General features: G+C 68.3%; 18 protein-coding genes. 11 read left to right on the forward strand and 7 right to left on the reverse strand.

The annotated features are described in order from the left end of the window. The first annotated feature begins 73 nt into the window (after positions 1 to 73). Positions 74 to 670 carry a TetR/AcrR family transcriptional regulator gene (locus tag V6U71_RS16680; protein ID WP_411339500.1) on the forward strand — a complete coding sequence of 199 codons (597 nt, stop codon included), beginning with the start codon at positions 74 to 76 and terminating at the stop codon, positions 668 to 670. A gap of 97 nt (positions 671 to 767) precedes the next feature. After that, the gene (locus V6U71_RS16685; RefSeq protein ID WP_411339501.1) at positions 768 to 1,640 is read left to right on the forward strand and encodes an SDR family NAD(P)-dependent oxidoreductase; all 873 of its coding nucleotides are present in this window, start codon (positions 768 to 770) and stop codon (positions 1,638 to 1,640) included. 58 nt (positions 1,641 to 1,698) lie between these two features. Here V6U71_RS16685 and V6U71_RS16690 read toward each other — a convergent pair whose 3' ends face one another. The 4 genes from V6U71_RS16690 to V6U71_RS16705 form a co-directional block, all read right to left on the reverse strand. Next, positions 1,699 to 2,625: an OmpA family protein gene (locus V6U71_RS16690; protein ID WP_411339502.1), complete on the reverse strand. Its 927-nt coding sequence runs from the start codon at positions 2,623 to 2,625 to the stop codon at positions 1,699 to 1,701. 185 nt (positions 2,626 to 2,810) lie between these two features. Then, positions 2,811 to 3,581, reverse strand: a complete 771-nt coding sequence (locus tag V6U71_RS16695; protein ID WP_411339503.1) for an SDR family NAD(P)-dependent oxidoreductase — start codon at positions 3,579 to 3,581, stop codon at positions 2,811 to 2,813. Then, positions 3,578 to 5,062, reverse strand: coding sequence for an AMP nucleosidase (locus tag V6U71_RS16700; protein WP_411339504.1), 1,485 nt, complete (start codon positions 5,060 to 5,062; stop codon positions 3,578 to 3,580). The genes V6U71_RS16695 and V6U71_RS16700 overlap by 4 nt, the downstream gene beginning before the upstream one ends. 111 nt (positions 5,063 to 5,173) lie before the next feature. Then, positions 5,174 to 5,656, reverse strand: coding sequence for a peroxiredoxin (locus V6U71_RS16705; protein ID WP_411339505.1), 483 nt, complete (start codon positions 5,654 to 5,656; stop codon positions 5,174 to 5,176). Between the two features lie 162 nt (positions 5,657 to 5,818). On the opposite strand from V6U71_RS16705, the gene V6U71_RS16710 reads away from it, so the two are divergent. Next, complete coding sequence (locus V6U71_RS16710) at positions 5,819 to 6,385, forward strand: YqgE/AlgH family protein (protein WP_054731118.1); 567 nt, start codon at positions 5,819 to 5,821, stop codon at positions 6,383 to 6,385. Here V6U71_RS16710 and V6U71_RS16715 read toward each other — a convergent pair. After that, positions 6,382 to 6,780, reverse strand: coding sequence for a hypothetical protein (locus V6U71_RS16715; protein WP_411339506.1), 399 nt, complete (start codon positions 6,778 to 6,780; stop codon positions 6,382 to 6,384). The genes V6U71_RS16710 and V6U71_RS16715 overlap by 4 nt on opposite strands. Positions 6,781 to 7,183: 403 nt before the next feature. Between V6U71_RS16715 and ahcY the strand changes: the two genes are divergently transcribed. The 8 genes from ahcY (at position 7,184) to trxA (ending at position 20,251) form a co-directional block, all read left to right on the forward strand. Next, entirely contained in the window at positions 7,184 to 8,599 is a 1,416-nt protein-coding gene (gene ahcY / locus V6U71_RS16720; protein WP_411339507.1) for an adenosylhomocysteinase, read from the forward strand. Between the two features lie 273 nt (positions 8,600 to 8,872). After that, a complete protein-coding gene (locus tag V6U71_RS16725; protein WP_411339508.1) occupies positions 8,873 to 11,236 on the forward strand; it encodes a PAS domain-containing sensor histidine kinase in 2,364 nt (787 codons plus the stop codon). Continuing rightward, positions 11,233 to 11,685: a tRNA (adenosine(37)-N6)-threonylcarbamoyltransferase complex ATPase subunit type 1 TsaE gene (tsaE, locus tag V6U71_RS16730; protein ID WP_411339509.1), complete on the forward strand. Its 453-nt coding sequence runs from the start codon at positions 11,233 to 11,235 to the stop codon at positions 11,683 to 11,685. Before V6U71_RS16725 ends, tsaE begins: the two co-directional genes overlap by 4 nt. After that, entirely contained in the window at positions 11,682 to 12,653 is a 972-nt protein-coding gene (locus tag V6U71_RS16735) for an aminoglycoside phosphotransferase family protein (RefSeq protein ID WP_411342368.1), read from the forward strand. The genes tsaE and V6U71_RS16735 overlap by 4 nt, the downstream gene beginning before the upstream one ends. Next, a complete protein-coding gene (locus V6U71_RS16740) occupies positions 12,650 to 13,369 on the forward strand; it encodes a nucleotidyltransferase family protein (RefSeq protein ID WP_411339510.1) in 720 nt (239 codons plus the stop codon). Before V6U71_RS16735 ends, V6U71_RS16740 begins: the two co-directional genes overlap by 4 nt. An 85-nt stretch (positions 13,370 to 13,454) precedes the next feature. Next, on the forward strand, positions 13,455 to 16,430 hold the full coding sequence (gene addB / locus V6U71_RS16745; protein ID WP_411339511.1) for a double-strand break repair protein AddB: 2,976 nt from the start codon (positions 13,455 to 13,457) through the stop codon (positions 16,428 to 16,430). Further along, positions 16,430 to 19,897 carry a double-strand break repair helicase AddA gene (gene addA, locus V6U71_RS16750; RefSeq protein WP_411339512.1) on the forward strand — a complete coding sequence of 1,156 codons (3,468 nt, stop codon included), beginning with the start codon at positions 16,430 to 16,432 and terminating at the stop codon, positions 19,895 to 19,897. The genes addB and addA overlap by 1 nt, the downstream gene beginning before the upstream one ends. Positions 19,898 to 19,930: 33 nt before the next feature. Next, entirely contained in the window at positions 19,931 to 20,251 is a 321-nt protein-coding gene (gene trxA / locus V6U71_RS16755; protein WP_054589003.1) for a thioredoxin TrxA, read from the forward strand. A gap of 50 nt (positions 20,252 to 20,301) precedes the next feature. Here trxA and argJ read toward each other — a convergent pair whose 3' ends face one another. Both argJ and V6U71_RS16765 read right to left on the reverse strand, forming a co-directional pair. Further along, positions 20,302 to 21,528, reverse strand: coding sequence for a bifunctional glutamate N-acetyltransferase/amino-acid acetyltransferase ArgJ (gene argJ / locus V6U71_RS16760; RefSeq protein ID WP_411339513.1), 1,227 nt, complete (start codon positions 21,526 to 21,528; stop codon positions 20,302 to 20,304). A gap of 154 nt (positions 21,529 to 21,682) precedes the next feature. Next, a complete protein-coding gene (locus tag V6U71_RS16765) occupies positions 21,683 to 23,122 on the reverse strand; it encodes an aldehyde dehydrogenase family protein (protein ID WP_411339514.1) in 1,440 nt (479 codons plus the stop codon). Positions 23,123 to 23,145 lie beyond the last annotated feature (23 nt).

Here is a 23,145-nt window from a genome sequence, read left to right on the forward strand (position 1 = left end):
GCGGACATAAGGAAATGACGTCGCCCCCTTGCACAGCTTGCCCAAGGCGGCCGCCATGGCCTATCGCGCTGCCATGGCAGCGAAGAACGGCAGCGACGGACAGGGCACGCGCGACAAGCTGATCGACGCGGCGTTTCGCGCCGTCGCGCGCGACGGGCTTGCCGATACGAACGTCAAGTCGATCGCCGCCGAGGCCGGGGTCAACCCGGGGCTGCTCCACTATCATTTCGCGAGCAAGGACGCGCTGCTCGAAGCGGCGATCGAAAGCGCGTCGGGGCGCTATATGGCCGAAATCGACGCGCTGATCGCCGCGACGCCGCGCGCGCGGCTGTTCGACGCCTATGTCACCTTCGCCGCGGCGACGCTCGACGCCAATCGCGACCTGTTCCGCGTCCGGCTGGCGCTCGGCGCGCGCGCGATGAACGATGCCCGGCTGGCCGCGCGGCTGGAGATCGGCAACGAAGCGGTGCGCGGCCGGCTCGCCACGGTTTTCGCCGCCGGCGCAGGCCGCGACACGCCAAGCGACCTCGACCGGCTGCGCGCCCGCGCGACCAAGGCGGCGTTCGAGGGCATGATGCTGTCGTGGCTGACCAACCCCGACTTTCCGATGCGCGCCGTGCTCGGCGAATGGGCAGAGGGAATGCGCGCGGTCCTTCACAAGCCGGGCTGATCCCGTCGCCGCGCGGCGCCCCCTTGTACGCTATCCCGTCCGGTGCTATTTGGTTGGTCAACCAACCTATTCGGAGATGGCGGCAATGCATATGGTGATGACGGGCGCGACATCGGGGTTTGGCGCTGATGCGGCGGGACGGCTGGCGGCGGCGGGGCACCGGCTGACGATCGGGGCGCGGCGCCCCGATGCGGTCGACGGGGGCTGGGGCGCCGAAGCGCTGCCGCTCGACCTCGACGATTTCGCCTCAGTCGACCGCTTTGCCGAGGCGGTGGCGAACGGGCCGGCGATCGATGCACTGGTGCTTAACGCGGGGTTGCAGACGTCGAAGCTGGAGGTTGGAGCGGACGGTTTCGAGCGGACCTTTGCGGTCAACCAGCTCGCGCATTTCCGGCTGCTCCACCGGCTGCTGCCGCACCTCGCCGCCGGGGCGCGGGTGATCCTGACGGGCAGCGGGACGCACGATCCCGAGGAAAAGACGCTGGTGACGCCGCCCGCGCACGCCAATGCCGAATGGCTGGCGTATCCCGATAGCGACCCGACACTGCCGCAGAAGGACCAGGCGCAGGCGTTCCGCGCCTATAGTTCGTCGAAGCTCGCCAATATCATGACCGCGCGCGAACTGGCGCACCGCCGCCCCGACCTGGCCGCGATGAGCTTCGATCCCGGCTATGTGCCGTGGACCGGGCTGGCGCGGTCGAGCGGGAAGATCATATCGTCGCTGGTCAGCCTGATCTTGCCGCTGACGATGAAGCGCGACCGCAAGAGCACGATCGCACTATCGGGCCAATATCTCGCGGCGTTGGCCGCGGACCCGGCCTACGCCGAAGCGCGGGGCGATTATTGGTCGGTGCGCAATCCCGCGCTGGTGCGGATCGAACCGTCGGCGCTGGCGCGCGACGATGCCGCCTGCGCGAAGCTGTGGGACGATTGCGAGGATCTGCTGGGGCTGGCGCAGACCGCGCCATAAAAATCCCCCCATCGCCGGGCGATGGGGGGATTGCCGAACGGAGCCAACTCCGCCCGGCTTAAATGCCGTCGACAGCCTTGCTGACGAGGATGTTCACCGCCACGCGTCGGTTCTGCGCCTTGCCTTCGGGCGTCGAATTGTCCGCCGCCGGATCGGCCTCGGCCATGCCGGTCGGGGTCAGCATGCGATAGGGCTTCCAGCCGCACGCCTGCTGGAGATAGTTGACGACGCGGCTGGCGCGCTTTTCGCTGAGTTCCTGGTTGAACTCCTGGCTGCCGGTCGAATCGGTGTAGCCGACGACGAGCAGCAGGGCGTTGTCCATTCCCTGCGCCTGGCTTGCCGCGGCGCACAGGTCCGACTGCGCCTGCGCCGACAGGACCGCCTTGCCGGTGTCGAAATTCACGTTCGTCGTGCCTTTTACATTATACTGGTCGATGTCGCCGACGCGGCCGCGCAGCGCCTCGGTCGCCGCCGTCTGTTCGGCGAAGCGCTGGTCGGTGCCGGTGCGGATCATCGACGCGGTGCGCAGATCCTTGTTCTTGAGCGCGATCTGGTTCGCGACGAGGAGGCCGTTCCACTGCAACGTATCGACGGCAACGGGCAAGCCGTTGAGCAGCGAGTCCGCCGCCAGCTTGTCGCGGTCGAGGCCGAGGAAGCCGCCGCTGCTCTTGATCTTCGTATAGTCGGCGATGGCGATCACCGTGTTATTGCCGTCGGCGGTCGTCACCTGCATCCGGCCGTCGCTGCGCGCCGAGATGATGCCTTCGACCTTGGGGCCCTTGGTCATCTCTTCGGGCGAGGGCAGCGTGCCATAGACGGTCGCCATCGGCTCACCGCCGGCAGTGTCTTGCGCCTGCGCATCCTGCGCCTGCACGTCCTGCGGCGGCGCTTCTTCGGGCTGCTGCGCGGCGACGCTGATGGTTGCGGTCCCTGCCAGCATCGCGGCCAGCAGTAGAATTTTACGATTTTGGGTAATGGCCTTCATATATCGCTCCTCCGAAAATACGGGCGCCCCTCCCGGGAACCCGTGATCGTCGCGTCAACCATTCGCGCGAAAGGAAAGTTCCGGCGAGGCGGTCGCAGAGCCGGGTGATACGAGCCGATCGTGCGACAAACCGATGCAACCGGCGCCGTTCCGGCGGATTCAGGGGGGTTGAGGAAAGCCGCGGCTCAGGCGTTACGCGCCGTCAGGCCGCCGTCGACGGGGATCACCGCGCCGGTGATATAGCTTGCGGCGGGCAGCACGAGGCTGAGCGTCATATGCGCAACTTCCTCGGGATCGCCATAGCGGCGGAGCGCGGTGCGGCGCCGCGCGAACACCGCCTTGTCCTCGTCGGGCACCTTGTCGGTCATGCCGGTGTGGATCGGGCCCGGGCAGATGCAGTTGACCGTAATGGCTTCCTTGCCGAGATCGACCGCGAGGCCGCGCGTCAGGCCGGTGACACCGGTCTTGGCCGCCACATAAGGGGTGTCGCCGGGAGTCGCGCCGAGCCCTTCGGTCGAGGCGATGTTGACGATGCGCGCGGCATCGCTTTTTCGGAGGAACGGCAGTGCGGCACGCACCATGCGCTGGTGCGCGGTCAGCATCACCGCGATCGCACGGTGCCAGATCGCCTCATATTCGTCTTCGGCGTCGAGCGGCGCAAAGCTCGATACGCCGGCATTGTTGATGAGGATGTCGATGCCGCCGAAATGCGCGGCGATGGCGGCGACCGTGCGCTGGATCGCTTCGCCGTCGGCAACGTCGAGCGCGAAGGCTTGCGCGTCGCCGCCGGCCTCGGCCGCCACCGCTTCGCAGGCGGCAAGGTCGAGATCGGTGACCGCGACCCGCGCGCCCTCGCTCGCGAGGAGCAGCGCGGTGGCGCGGCCCATGCCACTTGCGGCGCCGGTGACGATCGCGACGCGGCCGGCGATGGAGCGCGAGAGGGTCGGCCCGCTCAACGGAACGGAGGCTCGTTGAAGGCGCGCAGTTTGCGGCTGTGGAGCTTGGCGCCTTCGTCGCGCAGCATCTCGCAGGTGCGGATGCCGATCTGGAGGTGCGCGGCGATCGCTTCCTCGTAGAAGCGGTTCGCCTGCCCCGGCAGCTTGAGTTCGCCGTGCAGCGGCTTGTCGCTGACGCAGAGCAGCGTGCCGTAAGGGACGCGGAAGCGATAGCCCTGCGCGGCGATGGTGGCGCTTTCCATGTCGATGCCGATGGCGCGCGACTGCGAGAAGCGCAGCGCGCTATCGGTATAGCGAAGCTCCCAGTTGCGGTCGTCGGTGGTGACGACGGTGCCGGTGCGCATCCGTTTCTTGAGGTCGGCGCCGCTCGTCCCCGACACCGCCTCGGCGGCACCGGCCAGCGCGACCTGCACTTCGGCGATCGGCGGGATCGGGATTTCGGGGGGCAGCACGCTGTCGAGGATATGATCGTCGCGGAGGTAAGCGTGCGCGAGCACATAGTCGCCGATCCGCTGGCTGGGCCGGAGGCCGCCGCAGTGGCCGATCATCAGCCACGCTTCGGGCCGCAGCACCGCCAGATGGTCACAGATCGTCTTGGCGTTCGACGGGCCGACGCCGATGTTGACCAGCGTGATGCCGCCGCCGTCGGGAGCGATCAGGTGATAGGCGGGCATCTGGTGCCGCCGCCACGCGCTGTCGGCGACGAGCGCGCTCGCGTTGACGCCCGACTGGTCGACATAGAGCCCCGCCGCCCCGGCGAGCGCGGTGTAGAGCCCCTGCCCGACCTGCGACCCCGCCCAAGCGACGAATTCGTCGACATAGCGGTGATAGTTGGTGAACAGGATGTAACGCTGAAAATGCTCGGGCGCGGTGCCGGTGTAATGGCGGAGGCGCGCGAGGCTGAAATCGGTGCGCAGCGCGTCGAACAGCGCGAGCGGTTGCGGCGCCGCCGGATCGAGCCCGAAGAGTCCGTCGGCGAGCTCGTCGCCGATATCGGCGAGCTCGGTGGTCGGAAAATGGCGCGCGAGTTCGAGCGGGGTGACCCCTCCCATGTCGGAGCCGTCGCTAGCGTCGAGCACATAGGGAAAGGGGATCTGCTGCCCCGTCCGTGTCACCTCGACCCGCACGTCATAATGGCGAAGGAGCAGGAGGAGCTGGTCGCGGAGGTAATCGGCGAACAGTTCGGGACGCGTCACCGTGGTGACGAATTCGCCGGCGCGTTCGATGCGGCCGAAGGCGAGATTGTGCCCCGCCTGCCCTTCGCGCCGCTCGCCCGTCGTGATCAGGCGTAGCGCCGGATAGTCGAACAGCCCGGTCGCGGCGGCGTCGGCGGGCGGCAGGGTGCCGTGCTGGACATAAGCGGCGATGGCGGATTTGAGGGCGGCGACCGAAGCGGCGAAGCGGTCCTGCAGTTCGGCGATGACGGCTTCGACGAGCGTTTCGGGGTCGGCGGTTTCACGGGTTTGCGATGATGATGTCATCGCGTCGCTGTTGCACGAAATTGTGACAAAAGGGAAGAGTGGGCGCTTTGCCCCGCCCTCGCGTACAAAGAAAACGGCGGCACGATCACCGCGCCGCCGTTTTCGTGTCGATCAAAGCTGTTCGAGCATATGGTCGGCGCTGGACACCTTGAATTCGCCCGGCGCTTCGACGTTGAGCTGCTCGATGACGCCGTCGTTGACGATCATCGAGAAACGCTGGCCGCGCTTGCCCATGCCGAACGCCTTGCCGTCCATCGTCAGGCCGACCGCTTCGGCGAAATCGCCATTGCCGTCAGCGAGCATGGTGACGCTGTCACCGGCATTGGCATTCTTGCCCCATGCGCCCATGACGAAGGCGTCGTTGACCGCGGTGCAGACGATTTCGTCGACGCCCTTGGCCTTGAGCTCGCCGGCCTTGTCGACGAAGCCCGGCAGGTGCTTGGCCGAACAGGTCGGGGTGAAGGCGCCCGGGACCGAGAAGAGCGCGACCTTGCGGCCCTTGAAATAATCGGCGGTGCTGACCTGTTCGGGACCGTTTTCGGTCACCTTGACCAGCGTCGTTTCGGGCAGCTTGTCTCCGGTCTGGATTGTCATCTCGGCATCCTTTTCATTGAGGGGATTTGGTCGCGGCAGACATTGGGGCGCGCGGCGCGCGAGTCAAGGACAGGAAGCCGACCGGGAAAATTATCGCCGTGCAGCCGGCCGGGCACCGCAAAGGCGCTGGACCCTTTGCCTGCCGCCGGGCATTGTGACATCATGGAGAGCGCACCCCCCTGGTTCACCGGCCAGTTGCTGTTGGCCCTGCCCGGCATCGGCGATCCGCGTTTCGAACATTCGGTGATTGCGATGATCAGCCACGACGAGGAGGGCGCGATGGGGATCGGCATCGCCGACCCGATCGGCGGCATGACCGTCGGCGCGGTGCTCGACCAGCTCGAGATCGCGCATGACGCCGACCCGCTCGATCAGCCGGTGTTCCTCGGCGGCCCGGTCGAGCCGTCGCGCGGCTTCGTGCTGCACAGCCGCGACTGGGGCGGCGAGGGTGCGGTGCAGGTCGGCGACCGTTTCATGGTATCGAGTTCGCACGACATCTTGCGCGCGATCGGCGAAGGGCGCGGCCCGTCGCGCTGGCTGGTGGCGCTGGGCTATGCTGGCTGGTCGCCGGGACAGCTCGAGGAGGAAATGGTCCGCCACGGCTGGCACCTGACCCCGGGCAGCGACCATCTGTTATTTGAAACGCCGCCTGCTGAAAGGTGGCAGGCGGCGTTTGCGGAAGCCGGGGTGGACGCCCGGCTCCTGACCACGGAAGGCGGCGAGGCTTAGCGCGCGAGCGCGAGCAGCGGTTTGCCCCGATCGAGGTTGGCGCGCGCAGTGCGCGCGGCCCAGCGCGAATCCACATAGCGGCCGCTGGCGAGTTCGACATCGTAGCGGATCGGGCTGTCGATCGCGGCGTCATAGGCGGCCGCCGCATCGGCAGTGCGGCCGAGGCGCGCATAGGCGGTGCCGAGATTGATCAGCCGCGACGGGTCGCGCGCGTCGAGCGTCGTTTCGCCCGTGAGCTTGGCGACCGCAGCCTGATTGTCGCCGGCCCTGAGTTCGGAATAGGCGACCGGCAGGACCTGCGAATCGGCCTGCGGCCCGGTGACGACGATGATCGACTGGGCGGTTGCCGGGCTGGCGAAGGCCAGTGCGATAAGCGGCAGCATGATTTTTTTCATTCTTTGTATCTCCCCGAAAACTTGGGGTGATTTTCACGCTGGGACCATAAAAAGTCAATGTTTTCTGCAGTTTGTAACATTGCTGTCACAAAATCCGATTATGCTGATCGCAAGGCGCATTATAAGTCAGGATTTTCAGAATCTTGGGCTTTGCGACTCGCTGTCACAAAAGTGCGGCGGCGATTGTCACAATCGGACCCGGCGAAATTTTTTTCGCTGCCGGGTGGTTTTTTGGGTCGGCGATTCGCCCCAGGAAGATTCGGGGCGGCGAGCCGGGTTAGGGATATAAAGAAAAGTTTATATTTGATACCGAACGCGCTTTGCGCTAGGGCGCCAGGCATAATTGCTCGACAATTCGGGGCCGCTCGCCTGCGGCCGCAATTCACCTACAGGAGTCTCTACCGTGGCCACTCTTGCCGCCGACAGCCGTGACTATGTGATCGCCGACATCGGCCTTGCCGATTTCGGGCGCAAGGAAATCAACATCGCCGAAACCGAAATGCCGGGCCTGATGGCGCTGCGCAGCGAGTTCGGCGCATCGCAGCCGCTGAAGGGCGCGCGCATCACCGGGTCGCTGCACATGACGATCCAGACCGCGGTGCTGATCGAGACGCTGACCGCGCTCGGCGCCGAAGTGCGCTGGGCGACGTGCAACATCTTCTCGACGCAGGACCATGCCGCTGCAGCGATCGCCGCGTCGGGCGTCCCCGTCTTCGCCGTGAAGGGCGAGAGCCTTGCCGATTATTGGGATTATGTCGGCCGCATCTTCGACTGGGGCGTGGAAGACGGCACGACCTGTAACCTGATCCTCGACGACGGCGGCGACGCCACGATGTTCGCGCTGTGGGGCGCGAAGCTCGAGGCCGGCGAGACGATGCCGGCGCCCGAGAATGAAGAAGAGATCGAGATGCAGCGCGCGCTGAAGGCGTTCGTTGCCGCCAACCCCGGCTATCTGACCAAGACGGTCAAGGCGATCAAGGGCGTGTCGGAAGAAACGACGACCGGCGTCCACCGCCTGTACCACATCGCCAAGAAGGGCGAGCTGCCCTTCCCCGCGATCAACGTCAATGACAGCGTCACCAAGTCGAAGTTCGACAATCTCTATGGCTGTAAAGAGTCGCTCGTCGACGCGATCCGCCGCGGCACCGACGTGATGCTGGCGGGCAAGGTCGCGACCGTCGCCGGCTTCGGCGATGTCGGCAAGGGCTCGGCGCAGTCGCTCCGCAATGGCGGCGCACGCGTCCTCATCACCGAAATCGACCCGATCTGCGCGCTGCAGGCGGCGATGGAAGGGTTCGAGGTCGTGTCGATGGACGAAGCCGTGAAGCGTTCGGACATCTTCGTCACCGCAACGGGCAACGCCGACGTCATCACTGCCGAACATATGGCAGCGATGAAGAATATGGCGATCGTCTGCAACATCGGCCACTTCGACAGCGAGATCCAGATCGCGGCGCTCGCCAATTACAAGTGGACCGAGGTCAAGCCGCAGGTCGACCTGGTCGAATTCCCCGACGGTAAGCAGATCATCATCCTGTCGAAGGGCCGCCTCGTGAACCTCGGCAACGCGACGGGTCACCCGTCGTTCGTGATGTCGGCGAGCTTCACCAACCAGACGCTCGCGCAGATCGAGCTGTGGACGCGGAGCGATCAGTACAAGAACGACGTCTATGTCCTGCCCAAGCATCTCGACGAAAAGGTCGCCGCGCTGCACCTCGAAAAGCTGGGCGTGCATCTGTCGAAGCTGACCCAGAAGCAGGCCGATTATATCGGCGTGCCGGTCGAAGGCCCGTTCAAGCCCGATCATTATCGGTATTGATTGCCTCGCCTGACGGCGAAGGCGGCACCGGCCCGCTCCCCCACCCGGCCTCCCTGACGATAGTAGCCTATGGGAGGCCGGGTGGGGGAGCGGGCCGGTGCCGCGACGTTTCCGCATCGCGGAAACGTGAACGAAACTGTGGACGGCGCGCTCATCGGACGATGTTGCGCGCCGTTTCGCTGTGACATGCGATTGAAACATGACTCCATCGCCTTTAGGGCAGACGGCCATGATCGCGGCGCGGGCACCAGAAAAGCGAAGGCATAGGGCGGGATGAGCGGATCGCTTTCCCCGACCCTGTTGTTCGCGCTCGGGCTGTTCGCGGCGCTGTGGCTGCTCGCCGGACTGTGGGCGGTCGGGCGCGGCATCGCGATGCAGCGCCGCTCCGCCTTCGTCGCCGGACAGACCGAACGGCTGGCGAGCCTCGTCGAGGCATCGCCCTACCTGCCCGTCATCGTCCGCAGCGACTGGCGCATCGAGGCAAGCGAGCGGCTGGGCCGCTGGCTCGGCATCAGCCAGGGCCCGCGCAATTTCGACGAATTGCGCGGCCTCGATTCCGGGCTCGATCCCGAGGGGCATGACGCGCTGCGGCAGGCGATCCTCGGCGCACAGCGCGGCGCCAAGCCGTTCATGTTGAGCCTGAAGCCGCAGGGCGGCAGCCGGACGATCGTCATTCACGGCGCCGCCGCGCCGCAGGCGGTCGGCGGTCCGGGCAGCGTCCTCTTGTGGTTGAGCGATGCGACCGACGGCCAGCAGGCGCTGGCGCAGGCACGCAGCGAACGCGAAGAGGCGATGGGCGCCTTCGAAGCCTTGTCGGGGCTGATCGAAGCGGCACCCTTTCCGATGTGGTTCCGCGACACCAGCCTCGGCCTCGCGCTGGTCAACCGCGCCTATGTGCGCGCGGTCGAGGCGAAGAGCGCGGCGGCGGTGATCGAGGCCGGGATCGAATTGTGCGAGCCCGTTGCCGGGGTCAGCGCCGGCGAAGCCGCCGAGCAGGCCCGCCTCGCCGGAGCGGCGCAGATGCGGACGATCCCGGTGACGATCGAAGGCGAACGGCGCATCATGCGCGTCGTCGACGTGCCGCTGGCGCCCGAAGGCGGCCGCGTCATCGGCATCGCCGGCTATGCGATCGACGTCCAGGAACTGGAAAGCGAACGCGGCGCGCACCGCCGCTTCGCCGATACCCAGCGCGAACTGCTCGACCGGCTGTCGGCCGCGGTCGCGCAATTCGGCCCCGATCAGGGGCTTGTCTTTGCCAACCAGCCCTTCCGCCGCCTGTTCGCGCTCGACGCCGAAGATGTGAGCGAAGCCCGGCCGTTCGCGCGCCTGCTCGACGCATGGCGCGAAAGCGGGCGGACCCCCGAAGTGCGCGACTTTCCCGAATGGCGGCAGGCGCATGTCGACTGGTTCGCCAGCACCGGCGCCGTCGAAGAGGACTGGCTGCTGCGCGACGGGACGCACCTGCATGTCGTCGCCCAGCCGACCCCCGACGGCGGGCTGCTGCTGATCGCCGAGGATCGCACCGAACAGGTACAACTTGCCTCGACGCGCGACACGCTGCTGCGCGTGCGCACCGCAACCTTCGACAATCTGTTCGAGGCGATCGCGGTGTTCGCGCCCGACGGCCGCCTCCATCTGTGGAACCAGCGCTTCCGCCGCCTGTGGGGCGTCGATGAAGCGACCCTCGCCGCGCATCCGCGCGTCGATGTGCTGATGGGCGGGCTCGCCGACCGGCTGGCCAAGCCGAACCAGATCAGCATCGTGCAGGAGGTGATCCGCGCCGCGACCCTGGAACGCACCCAGCGCGCCGGCGAGATCCGCTTCGCCGACGCGCGCCATTTCGATTTTGCGTCGATTCCGCTGCCCGATGGCAATGCGCTGCTGATCATGCTCGACGTCAGCGACAGCCGGCGGATGGAAAGCGCGCTGCGCGAACGCAACGAGGCGCTGGAAGCGGCGGATAAGGTCAAGACCGCCTTCCTGTCGCGGATGAGCTATGAACTGCGCACGCCGCTGACCTCGATCGGCGGCTTCGGCGAGATGTTGCAGGCGGGTTATGCCGGCAAGCTCGGCGACCAGCAGCAGGTCTATATCGACGCGATCATGGATTCGGTCGCGGTGCTCGGGCGCCAGATCGACAATGTGCTCGACCTCGCGCAGGGCGAAGCCGGCACGCTGGCGATCGAGCGCGCACCGGTCGATGTGCGCGTGCTGCTCGATCAGGCGCTGGCCGACGTCAAACCGCTCGCCGACGGCGAGAAAATCGAGCTGGTCGGCAATATGTCGGCGAACCTCGGCAGCATCGACGGCGACGCGCCGCGGCTGTCGCGGCTGGTCGCGGGCCTGCTCGACAATGCGGTGCGCTTTACCGCCCCGGCGCGCAAGACGGGCGGGCGCGTCCTGCTTCATGCCGACGGCGACGCGCGCGGCGTCGATATCATCGTCTCCGACAACGGCCCCGGCATGCCCGAAGCCGCCGCGGCGGTCGCCAAGGGCGAGCAGGCGGGGACCGCAACCGGCGGCATCGGCCTTGCGCTCGCGCGCCAGCTCGTCGCGGCGCACGGCGGGACGATGGAGGTGCTGAGCGAAAAGGGTCAGGGCACGATGGTGCGGATCAGCCTGCCGCGCGGCGCATGACCGTCCATCGTTACGACTACACCCTCGCCGACGCCGAACGCATCGGCGCCGCGATCGGCGCGGCGCTGCGGCCCGGCGATGTCGTGGCGCTGGAGGGCAACCTTGGCGCCGGCAAGACGACGCTCGCGCGCGCGATGCTGAAGGCGCGCGGGCTCGCGGGCGAAGCGCCGAGCCCGACCTTTGCGATCGTCCAGCCCTATGCCCCGCCCGAAGTCGATCTCGCCATCGCGCATGTCGACCTCTATCGCATCGAGGACGAGAGCGAGCTGATCGAACTGGGGCTCGACGATTATCTGTACGACGGCGCGCTGCTCATCGAATGGCCCGACCGGCTGGGCACGGGCGGCTGGCCCGATACGCTGACACTGACGATTTCGGGCAACGGCGACGCGCGCGTCTTGACAGCATCGGTGCCGCCCGCTTGGGAAGCGCGATGGCCGCTTCGATGATTCCGCCCGCCCATGCCCCGGCTTTCCTCGCCGCGCATGGCTGGGGCGACGCCCGGATTTTGCCGCTCGCCGGCGATGCTTCCTTCCGCCGCTATTTCCGCGTCGTGGGCGAAGGCCGGCAGGCGGTGCTGATGGATGCGCCGCCGCCGCACGAGGACCCGCGCCCCTTTATCGCGATCGCCGAATATCTGTGCGAACTGGGATTGAACGCGCCGACGATCATCGCCCGCGATCTTGCGCAAGGCCTGCTGCTGATCGAAGATTTTGGCGATGTCCGGCTGCGCGAAACGGTCGATGCCGAGCTTCACAAGGAGGCCGGCTATTATGCCGGGGTCACCGACCTGCTCGTCCATCTCCACGCGCAGCCGCCGATGGACGGGCTGCCGGTGCACGGGCTCGATCAATGGCTGGACGAGGTGATGCTGTTCACCGACTGGTACTGCCCTGCCCTCGATATCGACGTCGACCGCGATGCGTTTCGCGCCGCGTGGGAAGAAGCCTTGACCCCGGTCGAACGCGACGGCCTGCCGCGCGTCACGGTGCTGCGCGATTTCCATGCCGAAAATATCATGCTGGTCGCGGGGCAGGACGGCATCGCCCATTACGGGCTGCTCGATTTCCAGGACGCGCTGGTCGGCCATCCCGCCTATGACCTTGCCTCGGTACTCGAGGATGCGCGGCGCGACGTGACCCCGGCGATCGAGGCCGAGATGCTCGCGCGGTATCAGGCGGCGACCGGGCAGAATATCGAGAGCGCCTATTGGGCGCTCGCGGCGCAGCGCAACACGCGCATCCTCGGCGTCTTCGTGCGGTTGTGGAAACGCGACAACAAGCCGCATTACCGGAGTTTCCAGCCGCGCATGTGGGGACTGCTCGAACGCGATCTGGCGCATCCGGCGCTTGTCGCCGTCCGGCAATGGTTCGACGCCAATGTCCCCGCTTCGAAGCGGGCGGAGGCGTGGAAGTGACGGCGAAAATCGAAAGCGCGATGGTGATGGCGGCGGGGATCGGCAAACGGATGCGGCCGCTGACCGCCACCCGGCCGAAGCCGCTGGTGCGCGTCGCGGGCAAGGCGCTGATCGACCATAGCCTCGACCGGATCGCGGCGGCCGGCATTCCGCATGTCGTGGTCAACGTCCATTATCTCGCAGACGCGCTGGAGGCGCATCTCGCGGCGCAGAAGCGGCCGTTCAGCATCGCGATTTCGGACGAGCGCGCGCAATTGCTCGAAACCGGCGGCGGGATGGTCAAGGCGTTGCCGCAGCTCCGCGGCGATCCGATCCTGATCGTCAACAGCGACAATATCTGGACCGACGGGCCCGAGGACAGCATCCGCCACCTCGCGCGTCACTGGGACGGCGACCGGATGGATGCGCTGTTGCTGGTGATCCGGCAGGCAAGCGCCAGCGGGCACGGCGGCCGCGGCGATTTCCACATGGACCCGGCGGGCCGGCTGTCGCGGCGCAAGCCGGGGCATGTCGCGCCCTTCGTCTATACGGGCATCCAGCTCGTCTCGCCGCGCCTCCTCGAAGGCGCGCCCGAGGGGCCGTTTTCGACCAACATCCTGTGGGACCGCGCGATCGCGGCGGGGCGGCTGTTCGGCCTGTCGCATATGGGCCAGTGGTTCGACGTCGGCACCCCGGCGAGCATCGCGCCGACCGAAGCCGCGCTGGGCGAGGTTTGACTTTGCCGTCATTGCGAGGAGCCGAAGGCGACGCGGCAATCCAGAGCTTGCGTAAACCGCTCTGGATTGCTTCGCTACGCTCGCAATGACGCAGCTTATGTCGAAGCCCGACGTCTTCTCGATCCCGGTCCATCGGGCCTTCGCCGACGCGCTTGTCGCCGGGCTGATCGCGCGCTTTGCCGATGGTACGCTGGGGCTCGCCGAAGGATTGATCCTGCTGCCGAGCAACCGCGCCAAGAGCGCGGTGCAGGCGGCGTTCGTCCGCGCTGGCGGCGCCGGGCTGCTGATGCCGCGGCTGGCAGTGATCGGCGACGCCGACCTCGACGAATCGATCGGGATCGCGCTCGATGCGATCGACGTCGCCGAGCCGATTGCGCCGGCGATCGATACGCTGCGCCGCCGCCTGCTCCTCGCCGATTTGATCGAGCGGCATACGCCCACGGGCGAAGCGCCGATCCGCGGCGCTGCGGCGTTCCAGCTCGCCGACGGGCTCGCACGCGCGATCGACCAGCTCCATTATGAGGAGGTGCCGGTATCGGCGCTCGTCGACCTCGACCTCGGCGCCTTTGCCGGCCACTGGCAGGCGTCGCTCGCCCGGCTGCGCATCCTTGTCGACCATTGGCCCGCGGTGTTGGCGGCGACGGGCCATATCGACCGGGCGGCGCGGCGCAACCGGCTGCTCGAGCGGGTGACGGCGGCGTGGCGCAGCGCCCCGCCCGCGCCCTTTGTGGTCGCGGCGGGGATCACCACCGCCGCGCCCGCGATCGCACGGCTGCTGCGCACCGTCGCCGGTCTGGAGCGCGGGATGGTAGTGCTGCCCGGCGTCGATTGCGGCATGGCCACCGAGGAATGGGACGCGCTGGGCCCGACGCGGCCGGACCCCGATAATCCGGCGCGCCCGATCGAGACGCACCCGCAATATCATCTGAAGCTGCTGCTCGACCGCATGGGGGTGGCGCGCGAGGAGGTCCGGGCGTGGGACGCGGGGTCGGAGTTCGACGGGCCCGAAGCGCGCGCGGCCTTCGTCTCGCTTCTCTTCGCCCCCGCCGATTTCACCGGCCAGTGGCAGACGACGGGCGACCTGTCGGCGGCGACCGCCGGGATCGCGGGCGCCGTCTTCGCCGACGACGGGCAGGAGGCGCAGGGGATCGCGCTGCTGATGCGCGAGGCGGTCGAGACGCCGGGGCGCACCGCGGCGCTGGTGACCCCCGACCGCGGGCTGGCCGAACGCGTCGCGGCGGCGCTCGCGCGCTGGGAGATAAGCGTCGACGACAGCGCCGGGCAGCCGTTGTCGCGCACACCGCCGGGGGCGCTGTTGCTGCTGCTCGCCGAACTCGCCGCGAGCTTCGATCCGGTGGCGCTGATCGCGCTGCTCGGCCACCCGCTGGTCCGCAAGGGCGAAGGGCGGACGACGTGGCTCGATCAGGTACGGCGGCTCGATCTGATCCTGCGCGAGCCCGGGCTGGCGCCGGGTTGGGACGGGGTGTCGGCGCGGATCGCAGCGCGCGCCGCCGACCCGAAAGCGCGCGGGCACCCGCTGGCGGCAGAACTGGCGCCGTGGTGGGACGAATTGTCCGCGCTCGGCGCGGCGCTGGCGCCGTTTGCGGCAGGGCAGACGCCGCCCGCGAGCTTGCTCGCGGCGCTGCAGGGCGCGCTCGAATGGCTGAGCGGCGACGCGGTCTGGACGGGGCCGGCAGGACGGGCCCTCGCCGAGATGTTCGACCAGTGGACGCTGGCGCGGGGCGATGGCCCGGCGCTGGTCGATCCCGCCGAGTTTCCCGCGATGCTGGGGCAGCTTCTGACGCAGGCGAGCGTGCGGCCGCCTTACGGGGGGCATCCGCGCCTGTTCATCTGGGGGCTGCTCGAGGCACGGTTGCAGCGCGCCGACCTGATGATCCTCGGCGGGCTCGACGAGGGGCGCTGGCCCGCCGCGACGCAGCCCGACCCGTGGCTCGCCCCCGGCATCCGCCGCCTGCTCGGCCTGCCCGCGCCCGAACGGCAGCAGGGGATGGCGGCGCACGACTTCGCCGGGGCGCTCGGCGCGCGCGAGATCGTCGTGACGCGCGCGGCGCGGAGCGGCGGCGATCCGGTCGTTGCGTCGCGCTTCTGGCTGCGGCTGTCGGCGCTCGCCGGCGACCTGCCCGAGCCGGCGCCGGGCGGGGTGCCGCTGACGCGGCTTGCGGCGATGCTCGACGTGCCGCCCGGCGATGCGCGCCCGGCCACCAGACCGGCGCCGCGTCCCCCCGCGGACGCGCGGCCGCGGCGGATCAGCGTCACCGGGGTCGACAGGCTGGCCCGCGATCCCTTCGCTTTCTATGCCGACCGCATGCTCGGCCTGTCGGCGCTCGACCCGCTGAGCGCCGCGCCCGACCCGCGCTGGCGCGGGACGCGGGTGCACAGATTGTTCGAGGATTGGGTGCGCGGCGGTGCGACGCGCGACGGCTTCGAGGCCGAACTCACCGCGCTCGGCGCCGACCCGGCGCTCGACGAGATTGCGCGCGCCTTCTGGCTGCCGCGTATCGAGCCCGCGCTCCGCTGGGCCGCCGCACAGGTCTGGAACGCCGGAGGACGCGCGCCGCTGGCGGTCGAGGCGTCGGGCGAGATCGTCGTCGACGGCCTCACCCTGCACGGCAAGGCCGACCGCATCGACCGGACGGAAGGCGGCAGCCTGGCGATCGTCGATTATAAATCAGGCGGAGCGCCGAGTGCCAAGGCGGCATTCGACAAGCTCGACAGCCAGCTTGGCCTGCTCGGCCTGATCGCGCAGCGCGGCGGGATGAAGGACATTGCCGCGGCGCCGGTCGAGGCGCTCGAATATTGGAGCCTGCGCCCCGACCGCCGCGCCGGCGGGGCCGGAAAAATCTCGAATACCTATGGTTCGCGTAGCGACCTCAAGAGCGCCGAACAGGCGATCGACCATGCGAGCGACGCGCTCGCCGAACTTGCGGCGCTCTATCTGTTCGGCGACGCGCCCTTCGTGCCGGGCGAGCTTGGCGGCTATGGCGATTACGACCAGTTGATGCGCCGCGACGAATGGTTCGGCCGGGGCGAGGCGGACTGATGGCGAAACCCTCCGGCCTCGCCGAACTCGACCCGCGGCAGGGCGCCGCCGCCGACCCCGAAAGCCATGTCTGGCTGGGCGCGTCGGCGGGCACGGGCAAAACGCAGGTGCTGTCGGCGCGGGTGCTGCGGCTGATGCTCGACGGAGTCTCACCCGAGGCGATCCTCTGCATCACCTTCACCAAGGCGGGCGCGGCCGAGATGGCGCACCGCATCCACGAGCGGCTCGCGGCGTGGGTGCGGATGGACGATGGCGACCTGCGGCTCGACCTTCGCGCGCTGGGGCTAGACTGGGACCGGCCGGGATTGATGAAGCGGGCACGATCGCTGTTCGCCACCGTGATCGACAGCCCCGGTGGCGCCATCCGCGTCCAGACGATCCACGCCTTCTGCCAGACGTTGCTCGCGAGCTTCCCGCTCGAAGCCAAGCTGCTGCCGGGCTTCCGCGCAATCGAAGAGGATGAGGCGACAGCGCTGCAGCGGCAGGTGCTCGGCGAACTTCTGAGAGGCGACGAAGAGGAACTGCGCGACGTGGCGGCCATGCTGTCGCGGCGGCTGGGGCAGGATGCGGCGCTGTCCTTCCTGTCGAGCTGTGCCGCGGCGTTCGGCGGGCCACGCGCGATGCTGCCGCCCGCTGCGTATGATTTGCGGGCGGCGTTCGACCTGCCGGGCGGCGATCCCGATGCGTGGGTCGCGGGCGAGATCGCCGCGGGCACGATCGGCGATCAGGATATCAAGGCGGTCGCGACAAGCGGCGCGGCGTGGGGGACAAAGACGGGCGAGGCCTGTTCGGACTTCATGGTCGGCTGGCTGATCGCCGACACCGCCGGCCGCGCCGCGATGCTGCCCGACCTGCTCGGCCGCTTCCTCACCGGCAAGGGCGAGTTGCGCGCCGACTTCGCGGGCGACAAGGGCAAGATGACCGATTGCGTCGACAGCGCGGTGCGCATCGTCAATGCCGCGCAGGCGTTGCTCGCGACCGCGACGGCGATGCGCGTCGCCGACGAACTGGCGGCGGCGTGGAAGCTCGGCAGCCGCTTCGCCGAAGCCTATGCGCTCGCCAAGCGCGAGGCGGGGCTCGCGGATTTCGACGATCTGATCACGCTGGCGGGAAGTTTGCTGCGGATCAGCAGCTTCGGCGAATGGGTGCGCTTCAAGCTCGACCAGCGCACCGACCATATCCTCGTCGACGAGGCGCAGGATACCAATATGCGCCAGTGGGGCATCGTGCTGTCGATGGCCGAGGAATTTTTCGCCGGTATCGGCGCGAAGGATGAGCGCATCCGCACGCTGTTCACCGTCGGCGACCGCAAGCAGGCGATCTTCGGTTTTCAGGGCACCGAACCCAAGGCGTTCGCGACCGCGCGCGACATGTTCCACGCGATGGGCGAAATCGGCGGCCAGCCGTTCCGGCAGGTCGATCTCGTCTCCAACTATCGCTCGACCCCGGCGGTGCTCGCGGTCGCCGACGCGTGGCTCGCGGCGGGCGGCGCGGCGGCGATGGGACTCGACGGCGACGAGCCGCCGCACCATCCGTTCCGGTCGAGCCACGCCGGGCAGGTCGAGCTGTGGGCGCCGCTTCCCGTCGGCAAGGCGCTCGATGCCGAGGCCGAAGAAGCAGAGGGCGACGAGGGCGGCGCCGACAGCGGCACCCCCGCCTCCGACCCCGCCTCGATGCGGCTCGCGCGCGCTATCGCCGGGGAGGTGCAGGACTGGATCGCCAATGGCAAGGACGGCCGCCCCGTTTCGCCCGGCGACATCATGATCCTCGTCCGCCGCCGCCGCGACCTCGCGGCGCGGATCGTCGCGCGGTTGCAGGCGCTGCATGTGCCGGTGGCGGGCGTCGACCGCTTCACGCTGACCCAGCCGCTGGCGGTGCAGGATTTGCTCGCGGCGATGCGCTTTGCCGTGCAGCCGCTCGACAACCTCAATCTCGCGGCGCTGCTCGTCTCGCCGCTGATCGGCTGGACGCAGGACGAACTTTATAGCCGCACCCATCGGCGCGGGCGCGCAGCGCTGTGGGAACATCTGCGCGCCACCGAAGGCGATATTCCGGCAGCGACGATGGCGGCGCTGCGCCACCTGCTCGGCATGGCCGATTTCACCACGCCGTTCCGGTTCCTCGAGACGATCCTGTCGGGGCCGATCGACGGGCGGCGGAAGCTGTATGCGCGGCTGGGGCGCGAAGCACGCGACCCGGTCGACGAACTGCTGGGTCAGGCGCTCGCCTTCGAGCAGCGCGAGACGATATCGCTGCTCGGTTTCCTGACCGCAGTCGAGAACAGCGGCGCCGACATCAAGCGCCAGACCGAGGCGCGCAGCGACGTCGTGCGCGTGATGACGGTGCACGGATCGAAAGGCTTGCAGGCGCCGATCGTCATCCTTGCCGATGCGACCGACGATCCGGGGATCGGGCACCGCCCCTTTACCGTCGATGTCGCCGCGTGGGAGAAACTGCCGGTCTTTGCGGTACCCGGCGACGAACGCCACGGCGCGCTGGCCGACGCCTATCAGCGCGCGGCGGCCGCGGCGTCGGAGGAGCATTGGCGGTTGTTCTACGTCGCGATGACGCGCGCCGAGGAGATATTGGTCGTCGCGGGGACGACGAAAAAGCCAGACCGGAGCATCCCGGAGGCGAGCTGGCACGGCGCGGTCGAAGCGGTGCTGGCGGACATGGGCAGCGCGTGGGAGGAAGCCGGGCCGGTCTGGGGCCAGCGCCGCGTCCACCGCGCCAATGCGGGGAAATGGGCGAAAAAGGAAAAGACTGCGAAGGCCGCGCCGCCGCCGCTCGTCCTGCCCGAATGGGCGCATCGCCCCGCCCCCGAAGAGGCCCGCCCGCCGCGCCCGCTCGCCCCGTCGGCGCTCGGCGAGGACGATGTCGCGGTGGCGCCGCAGGGTGTCGCGCGCGCCGCAGCGGCCGAGCGCGGGGTGTGGCTCCACGCGCTGTTCGAGCGGCTGCCGCCGGTGGCGCCCGACCGGCGCCGTGAGGCCGCGCTGCGCTGGCTGGCCGCGCAGGCACCGGGCCTCGACGCCGCGCAGCGGGCGGCGATGGCCGACGAGGTGCTCGCGGTAATCGAGGACCCGGCGCAGGCCGCGCTCTTCGGACCCGGCAGCCTCGCCGAAGTGCCTTTATCGGCCGTCGTCGACGGCATGGTGGTGGCGGGGATTGTCGACCGGTTGCTGGTGACGGCGGATGCGGTGACGGTGATCGATTACAAGACGGGGCGGCAGGTGCCGGACAACGCGGCCGCCGTCGCGCCGGCCTATCTGCGCCAGATGGCGGCGTATCGCGATGCGTTGCGCGCGATCTTTCCCGGCCGGCGGGTCGGTGCGGCCTTGCTTTACACTGCGGCGCCGCGCCTGATCGCGCTCGACGACAAGCTGCTCGATGCACACAAGCCGGGCTTGGCGGCAACCAAGGCGAATTTGCCGGGTTCGACCCTTGAGCCCGGGGCGCCGACGCCTTAGCTTGGGTGCAACAGATTTTCAGGAGTTGAGACTATGGGTACCAAGGCAATCAGCGACGACAGCTTTCAGGCCGATGTCCTCGACAGCGACACCCCCGTGCTCGTCGATTTCTGGGCCGAGTGGTGCGGCCCGTGCAAGATGATCGGCCCTGCGCTCGAAGAAATTTCGGACGAACTGGGCGGCAAGGTCGTGATCGCCAAGCTCAACATCGACGATCACCCGAACGCCCCCGCCAAATATGGTGTGCGCGGCATCCCGACGATGATCCTGTTCAAGAATGGCGAGATCGCCGACACCAAGGTCGGCGCGGCGCCGAAGAGCGCGCTCAAGGGCTGGCTCGAAGGCGCGCTGTAATCCTTCTTCGTCATCCCGGACTCGATCCGGGATGACGATTCTACTCGAGATCAGCTCCGGTAATCGGCGTTGATGCTGATGTAGCCGTGGGTCAGGTCGCAGGTCCAGACGGTCGCGCGGCCTTCGCCGAGACCGAGGTCGGCGCCGACGCGGATGTCATGCCCCTTGAGATGCGCCGCGACGGGCGCTTCGTCGTAACCGTCGACCGGCAGTCCGTCCTTCGCCACCCAATGGTCGCCGAAGCGGATCGCGAGCCGGTCGCGGTCGGCGGGTTCGCCCGCCTTGCCCACCGCCATCACGACGCGGCCCCAGTTGGCGTCCTCGCCCGCGATCGCGGTCTTGACCAGCGGCGAGTTGGCGATGGCGAGCGCGATCCGTTTCGCGCTGTCGTCGCTCTCGGCACCGCTCACCTGCACCTCGATGAATTTCGACGCACCCTCGCCGTCGCGCACCACCTGATGCGCGAGGTCGAGCGCGACTTGGCGGATTGCCGCGTAGAGCGCATCGGCGCCGGCATCGTCCCATGACGCAAGCAGCGGGTTGCCCGCCCGTCCCGTCGCGAAGAGCAGCACCGTGTCGCTGGTCGAGGTGTCGCTGTCGACGGTGATGCTGTTGAAACTGCCGCCGGTCGCTTCGCCGAGCATGTCCTGCAGCAGCGCCGGGGCGACCGCGGCGTCGGTGAAAATATAGCCGAGCATCGTCGCCATGTCGGGCGCGATCATCCCCGATCCCTTGACGATCCCCGCGACATGGACGGTGCGGTCGCCGACGACCGCGCTCGCCGCCGATCCCTTGGCGAAGGTGTCGGTGGTGCAGATGGTTTCGGCGGCAGCTTCCCACGAGCAGGGCGCGGCGGTCAGCGCCGCGTCGACCCCGGCGCGCGCCTTGTCCTTGGGCAAGGGCACGCCGATGACGCCAGTCGAGCTGACGAACACCTCGTTCGCATCGCAGCCGAGATGCCCGGCGACCTGTTCCATGATCTGCTCGACCGCCTCGCGCCCGCGATAGCCGGTGAAGGCATTGCTGTTGCCGGCGTTGACGATCAGCGCGCGGCCGGCGCCGCCCTTCACCTGTTCGCGTCCGAGTTCGACCTCGGACGAGCAGCAGACGTTGCGCGTGAACACGCCCGCGACCGTCGTGCCGGGCGTGAGCTCGACATAGGTCAGGTCGCAGCGGTCCCAATTCTTGTACTGCGCCCGCGCGACGCGGCGCGTCACCCCGGCGATGTCGGGGAGGAGCGGAAACGAGTCGGGGGCGAGCGGCGAGCGGGTGGTCATCGGGGGCGCTTAGCTGGGCGACGCACAAAGAAAAACCCCTCCCGTTTACGGGAGGGGCAGCGAGACTTGCGAGCTTGCTCGCTAGTCGCAGTGGGGAGGGTTCGTGGCGCCACAGGCCCTCCCCCGCCCCCTCCCGCAAGCGGGAGGGGAGTTATCAGGCCGGAATGCCGCTGATCGCCTTCACTTCCATGAAGTCCTTGAGGCCGAACAGGCCGCCTTCGCGGCCGTTGCCCGACGCCTTGTAGCCGCCGAAGGGTGCGCCCGGGCCGGGGCCCCAGGCGTTCACCGCGACCATGCCGGCGCGCAGTTTCGGGGCGACATCGGCCGCCTTCGCCGGGTCGCCCGAGATCACCGCCGACAGGCCATATTCGGTGTCGTTGGCAATATCGACCGCCTGGTCGAGGTCGTCATAAGCCATCACCGTCGCGACCGGGCCGAAGATTTCCTCATTGGCGATGCGCATGTCGCGGGTGACGCCCGAAAAGACGGTCGGCTTGATATAATAGCCGCGATTGACGTTCGACGGCAGGCCGGTGCCGCCGGTTTCGAGTGTCGCGCCTTCGTCGATCGCCGACTGGATCAGGCCCTGGATCTTGTCGAACTGCGCCTTGTTGACGACGGGGCCGATATGCGCGCCCTCCGCCTGCGGATCGCCGACGCTCGTCCCGTCGAACATCGCCTTGATCACGCCGACCGCCGCCTCTGCTTCGTCCTTCTGGACGAGGATGCGGGTCGGGGCGATGCAGCTCTGGCCGGTGTTGACGAGCACGCCCGAAACCGTCGGCGGCAGCACCGCGGCCAGATCGGCACCCGGCAGGACGATGTTCGGCGACTTGCCGCCGAGTTCCTGATGGACGCGCTTCACGGTGTCGGCGGCGGCCTTGGCGACGAGGATGCCGGCGCGGGTCGAGCCGGTGAAGCTCACCATCTCGATCCCCGGGTGCGACGAGATCGCATTGCCGACGGTCGGACCGTCGCCCTGGACGAGGTTAAAGACGCCGGGCGGCACGCCCGCGGCATCGAGGATCTCGGCGAAGATCACGGCATTGCCCGGGCATTCTTCCGAGGGCTTCAGCACCATGCAGTTGCCGCCGGCGAGCGCCGGGGCGACCTTCAATGCGATCTGGTTGAGCGGCCAGTTCCACGGCGTGATCATGCCGACGACGCCGATCGGCTCGTAAACGACCTTGTTCGCGCCATGCTGTTCGGTGAACTGGAAATCCTTGAGCGCGGCAATGGTGCCGAGGAAACCGCCGATGCCGGCGCCGACCTGCGCCGTGCCCGCGAAGCTGACCGGGGCGCCCATTTCGCTCGCCATCGATTTGGCGAGATCGGCGCCGCGCTTCTTATATTCCTCAACGATGCGGTTCAGCAGGTCGAGCCGTTCCTCGCGCGTCGTCTGCGAGAAGGTCTTGAAGGCCTCTTTCGCGGCGGCGACGGCATCGTCGACATCGGCCGCGGTGCCGAGCACGACGGTCGAAGCCGCTTCCTCGGTCGCGGGATTGATGACGTCGTGGAGCTTGCCGCCCTTGCTGTCGACCCAGCGGCCGCCGATGTAATTTTGTTTCAGGTGTGTTTCGGTATCGCTCATCATCTGTCTCCCATCGGCGTGAAATT

Origin of the sequence: Sphingopyxis sp. J-6 (assembly GCF_046603995.1) — a bacterium.
Classification (GTDB): Bacteria; Pseudomonadota; Alphaproteobacteria; order Sphingomonadales; family Sphingomonadaceae; genus Sphingopyxis.

Bases quoted from the DNA above. Each gene is read 5' to 3' on its own strand.
- addB (WP_411339511.1), top strand. From the start codon at position 13,455: ATGACGCAGCTTATGTCGAAGCCCGACGTCTTCTCGATCCCGGTCCAT.
- V6U71_RS16690 (WP_411339502.1), bottom strand. From the start codon at position 2,625: ATGAAGGCCATTACCCAAAATCGTAAAATTCTACTGCTGGCCGCGATG.
- V6U71_RS16765 (WP_411339514.1), bottom strand. From the start codon at position 23,122: ATGATGAGCGATACCGAAACACACCTGAAACAAAATTACATCGGCGGC.
- V6U71_RS16685 (WP_411339501.1), top strand. From the start codon at position 768: ATGACGGGCGCGACATCGGGGTTTGGCGCTGATGCGGCGGGACGGCTG.
- V6U71_RS16680 (WP_411339500.1), top strand. From the start codon at position 74: ATGGCAGCGAAGAACGGCAGCGACGGACAGGGCACGCGCGACAAGCTG.
- V6U71_RS16735 (WP_411342368.1), top strand. From the start codon at position 11,682: ATGATTCCGCCCGCCCATGCCCCGGCTTTCCTCGCCGCGCATGGCTGG.
- V6U71_RS16710 (WP_054731118.1), top strand. From the start codon at position 5,819: ATGGAGAGCGCACCCCCCTGGTTCACCGGCCAGTTGCTGTTGGCCCTG.
- V6U71_RS16715 (WP_411339506.1), bottom strand. From the start codon at position 6,780: ATGAAAAAAATCATGCTGCCGCTTATCGCACTGGCCTTCGCCAGCCCG.
- V6U71_RS16725 (WP_411339508.1), top strand. From the start codon at position 8,873: ATGAGCGGATCGCTTTCCCCGACCCTGTTGTTCGCGCTCGGGCTGTTC.
- argJ (WP_411339513.1), bottom strand. From the start codon at position 21,528: ATGACCACCCGCTCGCCGCTCGCCCCCGACTCGTTTCCGCTCCTCCCC.
- trxA (WP_054589003.1), top strand. From the start codon at position 19,931: ATGGGTACCAAGGCAATCAGCGACGACAGCTTTCAGGCCGATGTCCTC.
- addA (WP_411339512.1), top strand. From the start codon at position 16,430: ATGGCGAAACCCTCCGGCCTCGCCGAACTCGACCCGCGGCAGGGCGCC.
- V6U71_RS16705 (WP_411339505.1), bottom strand. From the start codon at position 5,656: ATGACAATCCAGACCGGAGACAAGCTGCCCGAAACGACGCTGGTCAAG.
- tsaE (WP_411339509.1), top strand. From the start codon at position 11,233: ATGACCGTCCATCGTTACGACTACACCCTCGCCGACGCCGAACGCATC.
- V6U71_RS16700 (WP_411339504.1), bottom strand. From the start codon at position 5,062: ATGACATCATCATCGCAAACCCGTGAAACCGCCGACCCCGAAACGCTC.